General features: G+C 65.9%; 11 protein-coding genes. 8 read left to right on the top strand and 3 right to left on the bottom strand.

Translation table 11 applies throughout. The features are described 5' to 3' along the window. Positions 1-5 precede the first annotated feature (5 nt). From MCBG_RS14690 to MCBG_RS31790, 4 genes are all read left to right on the top strand, one after another. Positions 6-5,444: a DEAD/DEAH box helicase gene (locus tag MCBG_RS14690; protein ID WP_181373809.1), complete on the top strand. Its 5,439-nt coding sequence runs from the start codon at positions 6-8 to the stop codon at positions 5,442-5,444. Between the two features lie 119 nt (positions 5,445-5,563). Continuing rightward, a complete protein-coding gene (locus tag MCBG_RS14685; protein WP_043326294.1) occupies positions 5,564-6,559 on the top strand; it encodes a DUF4928 family protein in 996 nt (331 codons plus the stop codon). 125 nt (positions 6,560-6,684) lie between these two features. Beyond that, entirely contained in the window at positions 6,685-7,863 is a 1,179-nt protein-coding gene (locus tag MCBG_RS14680; RefSeq protein ID WP_051611218.1) for a DNA cytosine methyltransferase, read from the top strand. 28 nt (positions 7,864-7,891) lie between these two features. Then, complete coding sequence (locus MCBG_RS31790; RefSeq protein ID WP_084789527.1) at positions 7,892-8,326, top strand: very short patch repair endonuclease; 435 nt, start codon at positions 7,892-7,894, stop codon at positions 8,324-8,326. Positions 8,327-8,651: 325 nt separating this feature from the next. On the opposite strand, the gene MCBG_RS14675 is transcribed toward MCBG_RS31790, so the two are convergent. After that, positions 8,652-9,203 carry a GNAT family N-acetyltransferase gene (locus tag MCBG_RS14675; protein ID WP_043326293.1) on the bottom strand — a complete coding sequence of 184 codons (552 nt, stop codon included), beginning with the start codon at positions 9,201-9,203 and terminating at the stop codon, positions 8,652-8,654. After that, positions 9,203-10,591, bottom strand: coding sequence for a helix-turn-helix domain-containing protein (locus tag MCBG_RS34080; protein ID WP_051611216.1), 1,389 nt, complete (start codon positions 10,589-10,591; stop codon positions 9,203-9,205). The genes MCBG_RS14675 and MCBG_RS34080 overlap by 1 nt, the downstream gene beginning before the upstream one ends. A 347-nt stretch (positions 10,592-10,938) precedes the next feature. Between MCBG_RS34080 and MCBG_RS14665 the strand changes: the two genes are divergently transcribed. Genes MCBG_RS14665 through MCBG_RS14650 form a run of 4 tightly spaced genes read left to right on the top strand, consistent with a single transcriptional unit; the run spans position 10,939 to position 12,055 of the window. After that, positions 10,939-11,169, top strand: a complete 231-nt coding sequence (locus MCBG_RS14665) for a hypothetical protein (RefSeq protein WP_043326291.1) — start codon at positions 10,939-10,941, stop codon at positions 11,167-11,169. Then, a complete protein-coding gene (locus MCBG_RS14660) occupies positions 11,166-11,408 on the top strand; it encodes a DivIVA domain-containing protein (RefSeq protein WP_043326289.1) in 243 nt (80 codons plus the stop codon). Before MCBG_RS14665 ends, MCBG_RS14660 begins: the two co-directional genes overlap by 4 nt. Then, on the top strand, positions 11,401-11,655 hold the full coding sequence (locus tag MCBG_RS14655; protein ID WP_043326286.1) for a hypothetical protein: 255 nt from the start codon (positions 11,401-11,403) through the stop codon (positions 11,653-11,655). The genes MCBG_RS14660 and MCBG_RS14655 overlap by 8 nt, the downstream gene beginning before the upstream one ends. A gap of 19 nt (positions 11,656-11,674) precedes the next feature. Beyond that, positions 11,675-12,055: a GIY-YIG nuclease family protein gene (locus MCBG_RS14650; protein WP_043326284.1), complete on the top strand. Its 381-nt coding sequence runs from the start codon at positions 11,675-11,677 to the stop codon at positions 12,053-12,055. On the opposite strand, the gene MCBG_RS14645 is transcribed toward MCBG_RS14650, so the two are convergent. Beyond that, positions 12,052-12,579, bottom strand: a complete 528-nt coding sequence (locus MCBG_RS14645; protein ID WP_043326282.1) for a flavoprotein — start codon at positions 12,577-12,579, stop codon at positions 12,052-12,054. The two genes, MCBG_RS14650 and MCBG_RS14645, sit on opposite strands and share 4 nt — an antisense overlap. Between the last annotated feature and the right edge of the window lie 53 nt (positions 12,580-12,632).

The raw sequence follows: 12,632 nt of genomic DNA, 5'->3' as shown, positions 1-12,632 counted from the left end.
ACAACATGACTGATCGCACCTTGTCCGCCAGTAACAACCGATCGTCGACGTTCCCCGTGCCTACCCAGGTTTACGGTGAGCTCCGGGACGCCTACCTTAGGTACTTCGATACGGCATTCTGGTTGCGGGACGAACCGCTCCGGCGGGAGCGACGACAACTACTGCAAGAACCCGGCCTCATCTTCACCGACATCCTGCTCGAGCCGGTCGTCCCATACGATGCGGACTACCCGCTGAAGCAGGCGGCAGAGGCAGCAGGTCTCGATCCTGCTGCGGCTCGCATTGTCGGCGAGGCTTTGTTCGGCGATTTCGTTGCCCCTGGCGAAGAGATATTTCTGCGGTCCCACCAGGCCGAGGCGCTCATCCACTCGCTTCGCCCTGGCGAAGGACGGCGGAATGTTGTCGTCACGTCCGGCACAGGTTCCGGTAAGACTGAGTCCTTCCTGCTCCCGGTACTCGCCCGGCTCGTTCGCGAGGCACTTACCTGGCGCAGTCAGCCTGCACCCGACCGCTGGTGGCAGGCACCGGACAACGCGCTGCAGTGGCGGCCGCTACGCGACCTCGAGAACCGCCCTGCCGCCCTACGGACAGTTGTCCTTTATCCGACGAATGCACTCGTCGAGGACCAGATCGGCCGACTTCGCCGGGCTCTGCGGCGAATCGCCGCGACAGGGCAAGTCCCACAGCTGTGGTTCGGTCGGTACACGGGTGCCACCCTCGGGTCCGGCAACCGGCCGGGTTCCGGAGACGGGTCGAAAGTCCGTGAAGCGGCGGCCGAGATTAGGAGCGCCGAGCAGGACTATCAGGCACTCGTGCGTGCCTATCAGGATGACACGGATCGACGTGCGGTCGAGCACATGTTGTCTCAGTTCTCCGACCCCGCTCTTGGTGAGATGGTCACGAGGTGGGACATGGTCGCCTCGCCACCCGACCTCATGGTGACCAACTACTCCATGCTCAACGCAATGCTGATGAGGGACATCGAGCAGGAGCTCTTTCAGAAGACGGCAGACTGGCTCGCTGCCGACCGGCAGAACAACTTTTTCACCATTGTGATCGACGAGATGCACCTGTATCGGGGGACACAGGGCAGCGAGGTTGCGATGGTCGTTCGCAATCTGCTTTCCCGCATCGGTCTCGACGCAGACTCGCCGCAACTGCGGTGCCTCGCCACTAGCGCGTCGCTGAGCGACGACGAGAAGGGCGGCGAGTATCTGGAGCAGTTCTTCGGCGTGCCTCGCTCGAGTTTCCAGGTCACGGCCGGGGTGCCGCGACCAGTGCCAAACCGCGAGCCGCTGTCACGCATAGAATTCGAGGAAATCGCGCGAACCCTTCCTGAAGAACCGACGGTCCGTTCTGCGGCCCTGGCCGCTATTGCGGACAAGCACCGCCTTTCGGAGGCGATAGCCGCTGCCTGTCGAGAGAAGCCGAACCAGCCGCTGCGAGCCACACGTCTCTCTGTCATCGAGGGGCGACTGTTCGATAAGACTGTGGACGCCGGCGCCGCGATGGACGTCGTACTGTCGGCGGTCGCCGAAGCGGGAAGCGGCCCGGCCAGCATCCCGCTGCGCGCCCATATGTTTGTCCGCACCGCGAGCGGACTCTGGGCCTGCGCGAACCCGAACTGCAGCCAGGTTTCGTCCGAGCACGTCTACGCTGGGCGCGCGATCGGCAAACTATTCAGCCGCCCGGCTACCACCTGCCCATGTGGCGGTCGGGTTCTGGAGGTACTGTATTGCTTCGACTGTGGCGAGGTTAGCCTAGGCGGCTACATCATCGAACGGCATACGGCCAGCAACCCACCGGAGCTGGTCATCGGCGCTAATCCCATCGAGATTCCGTCACCGCAGACCCGTCCGGTCAACATGCGACCCCTCAACCAGTACATATGGTATTGGCCGGGACAATCCGCCACGGGCGCCTGGCAGCACAAGACGCCGCAGGGCCGGAGCGCGACCTTCAGCTTCCGGCCCGTGGAGCTGGATCCCACATCCGGCCGCATCATCGAGACGATGACAAGCGCGACCGGATTCACCCTGGCCGTCTCCGGTCTCGGCTCGAGCGCAACGGCGAAACCACCAGCGCTTCCAGAACGTTGCCCGCGGTGCGATGCCAAGAACTATAACGGGGACCTGCGGCGATTTTGGCGCGGGATTGTGCGGTCGCCAATCCGTGGCCACCGATCCGGTCAGTCGCAGGCGATCCAGTTGTACCTCTCGCAGTTATTTCGGAGCATGGGCTCCACTGCGGCTGAGTCTCGCACGATTCTCTTCACCGATAGCCGCGATGATGCCGCCCGCACCGCCTCTGCGGTGGCCCGGAACCATCATCGGGACCTGGTGCGTCAGCTCATCCGGCACGAGCTAGAGGAGCGCCAGCCAGATCCAGTCGATCTGGTGTTCAAGTCGGTAAAGGAGCCGCTCGCCCCGGATGAGCTCCCTCCCCTGATGACGTTCCAGCAGCAGCATCCGGATGTCTACGGCGCGGCCATTCGGGCGGCTGCTGGCGCGGCGTCGCCGAGTGATCACGCACTCATCGCCGAATACCGTCAGGCGAGCGATCCCACGGCGCGGATCCCCTGGACGCAAGCAGCCATTCGGCTGGAAACGAGGATGCTCGCTCGCGGGGTCCACCCGGCTGGACCCGCGCGATCTGTGCGGGAGTGGCAGGGCGAGCCGTGGTATCGAATCTTCGATCCTCCTGAGCCGGAGCTGTGGAGCCCGCTTGCCCCGCATACACGCATGGCGGGCATCCAGCTCTACCGGCAAATGCTGGCAACTGCCATGGCGGAGGCGGTGTTCGACCGGGCTCACCGCGACCTAGAGTCCACCGGGCTGGTGATGGTCGAGCCGCGGGCTCCGCAGCTCTCTGGCAGCGGCCTTGACGCCGAACTCAGCCTGCAGATTCTGCGCTCGGTCATTCGGATCATGGGCATCCAAGGGCGGTACGCAGGCGGTCGCTGGTTCAGCCCGCAGACCGACATGCCGCGACCTGTCCGGGCCTACGTCCACGCCGTCGCGGACAAACTAGGCGTCGACAGAAGCGGACTCGAGGTTTGGGTGACGCGCGAGATCCGTGACCGAATCGCCCCGGACTGGGGACTTCGGGTCAGCAGTGCCGACGCGCCCTTCGTGCTGGTGAAGGGTGGTGACGCAGTCTGGGTCTGCCCGAGATGTAACTATCGGCACCTGCATGCGTCTGCAGGCGTCTGCGCGGCACGCGGCTGCCACCATGTCGGACTCGAGCAGCGCCACGGAGATCAAATCGAGCAGGATTACTATGCCTGGCTCGCCGACCTGTCTCCGCGACGTATGGCGGTCGCGGAGCTGACCGGCCAGACAAAGCCGCTGACGTTGCAGCGAAAGCGCCAGCGCTGGTTCAAGGAGGCACTGCTCAAGCCGCCGACCGAGAACCACCTGACCACGCCGCTGGACGTCCTTAGCGTGACAACCACCATGGAGGTGGGCGTTGACATCGGCTCCCTACGTTCGACCATCATGGCGAACGTTCCGCCGCAACGGTTCAACTATCAGCAACGCGTGGGCCGGGCCGGCCGGCAGGGACAGCCTTACTCATACGCCCTGACCGTCGCCCGCTCCCGCACCCATGATGACTACTACTTCAACGCCACTGAGCGAATGACCGGGGACACACCCCCGCAGCCATTCCTCGACCTGCGGCGGACGCGGATCGCGCGGCGCGTGGTCGCGGCTGAGCTGCTGCGCCGCGCCTTCGCCGCCTGCGAACCAGTCCCGGAACGCACGCCGGACAGCATCCATGGGATCTTCGGCACCCGCGATGACTGGCCGGCATACCGCCCGCAGGTCCAGGCATGGCTGGCTGCAGCGGCGGACGTCCCCGCGATCATCGCCGCGCTGACGGTCCGATCGGGCATTGCCTCCGCCGAGATCAAGGAACTGGAGCGGTGGGCCGCCAGCGATCTAATCGGCGACATCGATGCAGCTGTCTCCAACCCCTTCTACCAACAGAAGGAGCTCAGCCAGATCCTGGCCAATGCGGGAGTGTTGCCGATGTTCGGCTTCCCGACGCGGGTGCGCTATCTCTACAAGAGCCACCCCCGGGACAAGCGGCAGCTCGAGGCGGCGGCGGTCTCCGACCGATCGCTGGACATGGCAATCGCCAGCTTCGTTCCCGGCGCAGAGGTCGTCCGGGACGACGAAATTCACACCGCGGTGGGATTTGCCGCCTTTGACGTCAGAGGGAACTCCGTCTTGCCCGTCGACCCGCTCGGCCCGCCAATCAGCGTTAGCAGATGCGAGGACTGCGGCAGCACATCACTGGCCGCGCCGGCCCCTGCCTGCGCAGTCTGTGGCGGAAGGGTGAACACCTTTGACATGTACCAGCCGCTCGGCTTCCGCACCGACTATCGGCCCCGCGACTACGACGTCGACGGCGAGACCGTCGCCGTTGTGGGTGCGCCCGAGCTGGCGATCGCCTCGGCGCCGAGCCGTTCGTCATCGGTTGGGGGCCTCCTGGTCGAGGTCTATGAGATGGCCGACATTCTCCGAATCAATGACAACCTCGGTCGGCTCTTTCCCATGGAGGACGCGGTCGACCGCAGCGTCGTGGTGACCGATGAATCTCTCTACAGCAACGAAGTCTCTATCCCTAAAACCCGGGGACGCCGCAGCGACGCCGCTATCGGCGATGTGCGTAAGACCGACGCTCTCGTCGTGACTCTCAACCGGCTGGCTCTGCCTGGTGGCATCATCCCGACCGCACGCGAGGTCCAGCCTGCCGGGCTTCCGGCGCTATGGTCGCTGGCCGAAGTGCTCCGCAAGGGCTTCCAGGCAGAGCTAGACGTGGACTCCAGCGAGTTAACCGTGGGTCTGAGCCCGGCCCGGGTAGGCGACGAACAGACCCATCGCATCTTCGTCGCGGATAGCCTAGAGAACGGGGCTGGCTATGCATCGCTCCTCGGCCAACCCGAGTTGTTCGCACAGGTGCTCAACCGCGTGCTCGACGATCTGCGACAGCGGTGGCAGGCAAGCCGGCACGCCGCGGAATGCACCGTGTCGTGTCCCGACTGCCTTAGGTCTTTTGACAACCAACGGATCCATGGCGCACTGGACTGGCGGCTTGCACTCGACATGGCCGAACTTGGACTGGCCCGAGAGGTCGACTGGGGCCGCTGGCTTGATCGCGGTGACGTCCTAACCCGGGGTTTCATCAACTCCTTCGGGCAGTACGGCATCGAGCGACACCGGGTTAACGGCCTCTGGGTGCTGTCGAGCCTCGCCCGGCAGAAGGCGGTGGTCCTCATTCATCCGTTGTGGCGTACCGATCCGTCGCTCTTCCGTCCGGAGCAGACCGACGCAATGCGCCAGGTACAGGAGACGTTCCTGAGTGTGAAGACGGCGGATCTCTTCGAGCTCGATCGGACGCCCGTTGCGGTAGCTGGGCGTTTGCTGTCTTCGGCATGACGGGCACTCTCCCTCCACAATGACACCGCCGCGTCGGGACCTCTTCGGCCGTTACGGGGTCGAACAAGTTTCAGCGCTAGCGTAAGCTGCCCGAGCTGTCTATGTGATTGAGGTGCGTAGTGGATTTGGTTTGGCTGAGAGCAGAGCCAATCGTTGAGGACCTGATCAATTCGTTGGAGGACTGGCGGGAGACCAAGCGCAACAGGAAGGGTGCTATCGACGCGAATGTCTTCTGCGCTGGGCTTTACGTGACCGAACATCTCGGGCGGCATTATCCGCTGAGCCGATCTGACTACCTTTCGGAATCCCAGGTGAAAGGCGCAGGTGGTCCGCAGGCTCAGCGCATCCTGAGGAAGCACGGGGAGGAGCGGCCTTTCTTGAAGGAGGGCGGCAGGACCTCTCGAATGACTAAGGAAATCGCTGTCGAACTCGTAAGCGTTATCGACGGACATCCCCGGTCGGACGATCTCCGTGCCCTTTCCGAGAAGGAGCTGGGCCAGGTTGCGACGACCTTGCAGGCATGGTTCGTCGACCAGATCAAGGTCGAGTACTTCGGAAAGCAGCGGCTCAAAACGGAGTTTGTTCCGGCGACCCCGATCAAGCTGGTCGTCGCCGCTGTGCTGAGGGCAGCCCACGAGCGAGGGGGTAATACGGCGGGCGCTGTGGCGCAGCACCTTGTGGGCGCAAAGCTCGCCCTCCGCTTCCCTGCCCTGACTATCGGTAACGAAAGCTACACGACTGCCGATGCTCAGACTGCTCGGCCGGGCGACTTCCTTGTGGGCGACACGGTGATTCACGTGACGATGAGCCCCGGGCAATCGCTGTTCGAGGGGCGGTGCAAAGCCAACCGCGCTGCGGGTTACCGGTGCCGGGTGCTGGTCCCAGAGGCGAAGCTCGCCGCCGCTCTGCAGCTGTCGGAGCTTGGGCAGGTAGGGGATTACGTCGCGATCCAGGCTGTGGAGGACTTCGTAGGCACCAACGTGGAGGAGATGGCGGAGTTCCGCGATCAGAGCATCCGGTCAGGGCTGCGAAGGTTGCTGGAGACATACAACAAACGCACAGCCGAAGCAGAGACCGACCCCTCACTCTTGATTGAGCTACCCGAGAACCTGTAGCCCGTCGACCCGCGACTGGCCGCGTGGCTGCCCGGTCGGCCGGCGCGACCCCGAACGAGCCCTGGTCCCGAGTTGGCGCGGCCCCGCTACGTGGTTGATCAAGATTAGGTCAGTAAGGTTGGCACGTGACCCAGCTAGCGTTGATCCCCTCCGATGCCGGCGTTACCAAGCCCGCCGCTGCCGAGTTCTTCGCCGGGATAGGGCTCGTCCGCATCGGCCTGGAAGAAGCTGGCATCAGAGTCATCTGGTCGAACGACATCGAACCGGACAAGCGGGACATGTACGTTCGGCACTTCCAAGACCTGGAGCACGAGCACACTTTCCAACTCGGTGACGTGGCCAAGGTGACAGGAGGCGAGATGCCCGAGGGGCTGAGTCTCGCTTGGGCATCGTTCCCATGCACTGACCTGTCTTTGGCGGGCGCTCGACGGGGCCTGGCGGGCAGCGAGTCGGGGACGTTCTGGCACTTGGTTCGCGTGCTGGAAGAGATGGGCGAGCGGCGCCCCCCCGTCGTGGCGCTCGAGAACGTGGTGGGACTGGCCACCAGCCATGGGGGCGAGGACCTAGCTGCGGCCATCCGTGCGCTCAATGATCTTGGCTACTCCGTGGATGTCCTTACGCTCGACGCGCGCCGGTTTGTGCCGCAGTCACGGCCTCGGCTATTCCTCGTCGGTGCGATCGATCCACCAGCAGACGAGCCCGTGCCCAACAGCGAGTTGCGGCCGGACTGGCTCCAGGCGCCTTTCGGTGATTCCAGCCTGAGAACTCACCGGGCGATGTTGCCTGCGCCCCCGCCTCCCCTGACCACCGGATTGACTCAGCTGGCTGACAAGCTGCCGCTCGACAGCGATCTGTGGTGGGACGGGCTGCGCAGAGCTGCCTTCATCGAGTCCTTGTCGCCCATCCAGGCAGAGCGGTTGGAAGCCTTGCGAAAACTGCGCAGGATCTCGCGTCGGACCGCGTATCGCCGGACACGAGGCGGCAAGCCGACCTGGGAAATCCGTCCAGATGACATCTCGGGATGCCTGCGCACCGCGCGAGGTGGCTCCTCGAAGCAGGCCGTCGTGGAGGCTGGTCACGGCAAGGTGCGGGTGCGGTGGATGACTCCCGGGGAATACGCCCGCCTCATGGGTGCCGGTGACTACCACCTCGAAGGGCTCCGCACCAACCAGGCCCTGTTTGGCTTCGGTGACGCTGTATGCGTGCCGGTAGTGTCGTGGCTTGCCCGTGAGTACCTCATGCCGCTCGTGCGCGGGGAGCTGCGAGCTGCCGACCCGCCGCATCTGGCGGTGGTGGGTGCCTGACATCCCCGGGGAGGGCTAGGACCCGCAGATGGTGAGGGGTATACCAGAAGCATCCTGGGCATCCAGCCCCGCGACCCGACGTGCCATGCAGGGCAATCGCAGTCGCAACACCACGCCAGAGATGGCGCTGCGGCGAGCCCTTCACGCCAAAGGGTTGCGTTACCGCGTCTGCGCCCATCCGCTACCCGATCTGCGTCGGAAGATCGACATCGTTTTCAGGCCGGCTCGCGTCGCCGTTGAGGTCCATGGCTGTTTTTGGCACGGCTGCCCCGAACATCACCGTCGACCATCGGCGAATAGCCAGTACTGGCATGACAAGCTCGCCAGGAATATGAATCGCGACCGGCAGACCCGTCAGCAGCTTGAGCAAGCTGGCTGGCTATTAATCACCGTGTGGGAACATGATGATGTTGAGCTTGCCGCGGAAAGGATCACCGACGCAGTCCGAGCACGACGGCCCTAGCTAGTGCCTCGTCCTGGAACGTTGATCGTGAAATCCGCTGATTCTGAGGATCCTCCGGCAGGCTGTCCCCAATACTCGTGGTGCGAGGTGTTGGCCGGTACGCCGCGGTCGGTGCCCACATCCGCTAGTGCAACCAGCGCGTCCGGTCCAAGACCGGATTCGCCACCAACTCCAAGATCCGTCACCCCGATTACCATTCAAGGATGCATGACGAGGCACTAGTCGCGATAAAGGCCACGCGAAAGCCAATGCGTTAGTGCAATCGGTAGGTGTCAGGGACTTCGTCCGCCGTCTGTCAGATCATCGACACGGTCTCCGGGATACCTCATCGACGCGCTGGCCCGATGGGCTTGGTGCGGACCTCGAACAGCGGTGCGCCATCCCGCGCGGGCTGCAGCCGGCCGGCCGGCTGCCATCCCCAGGAGTCGTACGCGCGCTGGGCAGGGGCGTTGTCGGGCCGTACGAGCAGCGTGGCGCGTCGTTCCCGCCGCGTGCTCAGGAGCCGGTCGTGGAGTGTCCGGGCGATCCCCCGGCGTTGCCACGAGCGCCGCACCAGCAATTCGCAGACCGCGAAAGTCCGGTGCCCGTCTTCGTCCGTGAAGCCGTCCGGTACTGGCTCATGAATGCCGTCCCACCAACGTGTATCGGCGGCGAGCGGAAATCCGTAGATATAGCCAACCAGCTCGTCATCGGCTCGGGCCGTTACCAGCTCCCAGCCTTCCCTGAGCATGTGCGCCGCGAGTTGCTGTTCGTACCGCTCGGCTGTGTAACGCGGACCGTCGTCGGCGTGCGCGTCGAGGTACACGTCGACAAGCTGGTCCACCAGCACTTCGGCCTCTGCGGCCGTGTGGTGACGCAGTCGCAGTTTGTCCACCATCAAACCAGCGTCCCGTTATAGGCATCAACAAACTGCCGTACCTCCGGCACCATTCGATGGGCCGTCAGACTGGAGCGGACCTCGGAAAGCACCCGAAGCGTCCGCCCGGATCGCACCCGACCAAGCTCCGACAGCACGCTGAACCCGGCTCCGGCGCCACCACCTATCTCCCCTTGCCTGACCAACGCGCGCGAGAGCTGAACCATGTAGTGGACACGGTTGCGACGGTAGGCGTTGGCTGGACCGGACGTGGCTGTGCGGAAGCAGGCGGCAGCACGGTCCGGCCGGTCGAGTTCGAGGTAAGCGAGGCCCTGGATGCCGCTGACCTCCTGCTCGCTGACAAAGGAGAGGAACGGAAGGTCGTCATCGTGGCTGCCGCCGTCGAAGGCCCGCCGTGCCTTGGTCATCTCGCGATCGAAGCCGAAGGCATCCCGGAGAGCGGCATGCGCGTGGGCTGAGCGGAGGTGCAGAAGAGTGGTCAAGCGGGGAGTGGCCCAGCCGGCAGCGGTTCGTAAGGCAGCCTCGGCGCAGTGCACCGCCTCGGCCGGACGATCCTGACGTAGTAACAGCGACATGCAGGCCAGAGCACGTACTTCGGCCCGTGAGTCATCCGCGATACGGGCTCGCGTGATGGCCTCGTTCAAGTAGGGCCTCGCCTCGGTCCGCCGGTCGGAGTCGATGGCAAGCCAGGCCGCCTGGATCGCAAGTTCGGCCAGCGCGCTCTGTAATGCCTCGCCCACCGAACGGCCGTAAGCGGCCGTTGCCGCGCACGTGGACAGGCGATCGTGTACGTGCATAGCGATATCGCAGATCGCGTCCGCACCCACTGCCGCATCCGCTACGCGGAACTGATCAACCAGTGAGGCCGCGTACCGGACCTGCTCCATGCCCAGATGTGACGGCGGTCCGGCGCTTGTGTTCAGCAGGTTGAGGACGTCACTTGCCTGAATGCCAGCCAGCGCGGCCAGGGCGTTGAATCGCCGGCGATTCGTACTACCACCTTCTTCGATGCTCGTGTTTGAGACCACGATAGGTGTGGGTTGACCAGGTAGCGCGAACCAGAGGCGTGGAGGCGGGATGCCGAGCACGGTCGCCCAGTGCGCCAGCCGGTCGAGATGCACCAGGGCGGGGCCGTTCTCGATCCGGCTCAACTGCGCCTGCGTGATCCCCAGCCACCCCGCGACGACGCTCTGCGGCAGCGGGCTCCGCCCGTGGTACGGGTGGTGTCGGTACGCCCGGATCACCTGCCCGAGGTGCCGTCCGGCCAGCGCCGCCCGGAGCGGCTCATGGTCCCAGAACGAGTCGGGCACGGCGGGCGGCGTGCTGAGGCGGTCGCGCTCGGCGGCCTGACAGGGCGCGCAGCGCCCCGTGTCGTTGTCGCGCGCCAAGCGCCCGCCGCAGCGGGGGCAGTTCGCAGGTGTCACCGGCAACCTCGCCGTTCGCGGAGAACCTGTGTCCGAAGTCGAGCCTAGCCATTCAACCCGTTCCGGAGCGGCCTGGTATACGCACCGCGCATATCGCCGGATGTCTCGCGGCGGTGACCGAGCGTATGCGTTGTGTGCATGACAGCCACGATCACCACGGCATGCGGCTCCTGCCGGGAGGGACCGAGAGTCGGCGCATGGCCCGGGGCGGGTGCCGGGCTCCGGTGGCACCGCGTCCCCCGATCGTGGCTCCCGCCGTCCCCGCCCGCTCCGGTGCCACTCCACGAGAACCGACCCGGAGGCGCCAGCCGATGTCCGCCGTACTCGCCGACTTTCCCGTCCTCACCCCGGTCACCGACGAGGATCTGCTCGTCGCCGCGCTGGCCGTGCGCGTACACGTTCCCGAGCACTGGCCGCAGGGACCGCTGTGTCGCAGCGAGCGCGTCCCGTACCCCTGCCGGCTGGCCCGGTGGGGGAGGGCGACGCTCGCCGCGGCCGGGCTGCCCGACGAGGCCGTGGCGGCCGGGATGGTGGCGTTGTGATCTACGTGACCGGGGAGCGGGTGCAGGCGTACCAGGTGCGCAGCGCCGTCTTCGACACCCGCTGGCGCGGGCTGGACCCGGCGCAGGTGCACGACTACCTGTGCCGGGTCGCCGACGAGATGGACCGCCTGCACCGCGAACTGGCCACCGCCCGGACCGAGTCGGAGCGCGTCCGTCAGGCCCTGCGGCAGTGGCAGTCCCGCCACAACGGGTGCCGGCGACGCGGCCACGATGACTGAGCCTCGCTGGATCATCCACCTGCCGACCACGCTCACCAGCCGGGACGCCGCCGCCGACCTGGCCGCCGCGCTCGCCGGGTCGCTCGGGCACGTCAACGTCGTTGATTTCGGCGAGACCACGCTCAGCGAGGAGGACGCACAGCACCTGCGGCACCGGGTCTGGTGTGATCAACGGTTACCAGAGGGTGGACGCTGTGGGCTGCGGGACGGTCACGGTGGGTCGTGCGGGGCGACGGAGCTGCGCTGACGCCGGTACCGTCCCCGGCGTGCTGGACACCGAAGAACTACTCGCCGAGTTCACGTCGCCCCGCCCGTACACGATGGCGGTCGTCGCCGACGCGCCGGCCGCGCCTGGCGTGCACCTGGTGCTCGACGGTGGCGTCGTGGTCTACGTCGGCTACACCGGCAACCTGCGCTCCCGGCTGCGGCAGCACCTCACCGGCAACCGCGACTCGTCGGTGCTGCACGACCAGGTCGGCCAGCTCCTCGACACGCCCGGCCGCGCCGCGACCCGCGACGACATCGCCGGGTGGCTGGGGCGGCGCGAGGTCCGGTGGCTGAAGACCGACCACCCCGAGGGTACGAAGGACGCGCTGGTCCTGGCGTTGCGTCCCCGCTTCAACCGCCAGGTGCCCCGGCCCCGCTAGGTGTCGGATCGCGTCGCGCGCAGCGCGTCCACCACCACAGCCCATCGGTTCGGCGACATCTCTTCCGGCGTCCGCAGCACGTCCCCGTCGTGCACCACCACCCCCGCCTCACGCAGCCGCTCCAGGTTCGGCTGGTATGCCGGATGCGCGGTAAGCACGGCTTTGACCCGGGGAAACACCTGGATCGGCAGGCCGGAGCCGAGCAGCTCGTTGAGGATGCCCAGGACAAGTGTGTCGCTCGCGCCGGTTGCCCACTTGTTCAGCGTGTTGAACGTGGCGGGCACGACCGCAGCGACGTCGGCCGGAGGGTGCGGCTCGGGGTCGTCGGGGCGGCGCCACTGCGCGCGTACCGGATATCCGGTCTGGTCGGCGAGTGCGTCACAGTCGAGCCAGCTCGCAGCGATCGGCGTGGCGATCAGACACACTCGCCACCCGTCGGCCATGAGCAGCTCGACGAGTTCGCCGATCCGCTGGGCCGGGGGAGCGGCGCAGACGATGAGGTAGAGCACCGGCGCTTGACTCATGCCCGCAGTTTTACCCGGCGCGTGTTAAGAAGGGGCCCCGCCTCTACCGGAGA

The sequence above is a fragment of the Micromonospora sp. M42 genome (assembly GCF_000568915.1).
Classification (GTDB): domain Bacteria; phylum Actinomycetota; class Actinomycetes; order Mycobacteriales; family Micromonosporaceae; genus Micromonospora; species Micromonospora chalcea.
The sequence above is the reverse complement of the archived record's forward strand: the minus strand, read 5'-3'. Positions and strand labels throughout refer to the sequence as shown.

Excerpts from the sequence above, each read along its gene's own strand:
- MCBG_RS14690 (WP_181373809.1), top strand. The coding sequence starts at position 6 with ATGACTGATCGCACCTTGTCCGCCAGTAACAACCGATCGTCGACGTTC.
- MCBG_RS31790 (WP_084789527.1), top strand. The coding sequence starts at position 7,892 with ATGGTGAGGGGTATACCAGAAGCATCCTGGGCATCCAGCCCCGCGACC.
- MCBG_RS14675 (WP_043326293.1), bottom strand. The coding sequence starts at position 9,203 with ATGGTGGACAAACTGCGACTGCGTCACCACACGGCCGCAGAGGCCGAA.
- MCBG_RS14665 (WP_043326291.1), top strand. The coding sequence starts at position 10,939 with ATGTCCGCCGTACTCGCCGACTTTCCCGTCCTCACCCCGGTCACCGAC.
- MCBG_RS14655 (WP_043326286.1), top strand. The coding sequence starts at position 11,401 with ATGACTGAGCCTCGCTGGATCATCCACCTGCCGACCACGCTCACCAGC.
- MCBG_RS14645 (WP_043326282.1), bottom strand. The coding sequence starts at position 12,579 with ATGAGTCAAGCGCCGGTGCTCTACCTCATCGTCTGCGCCGCTCCCCCG.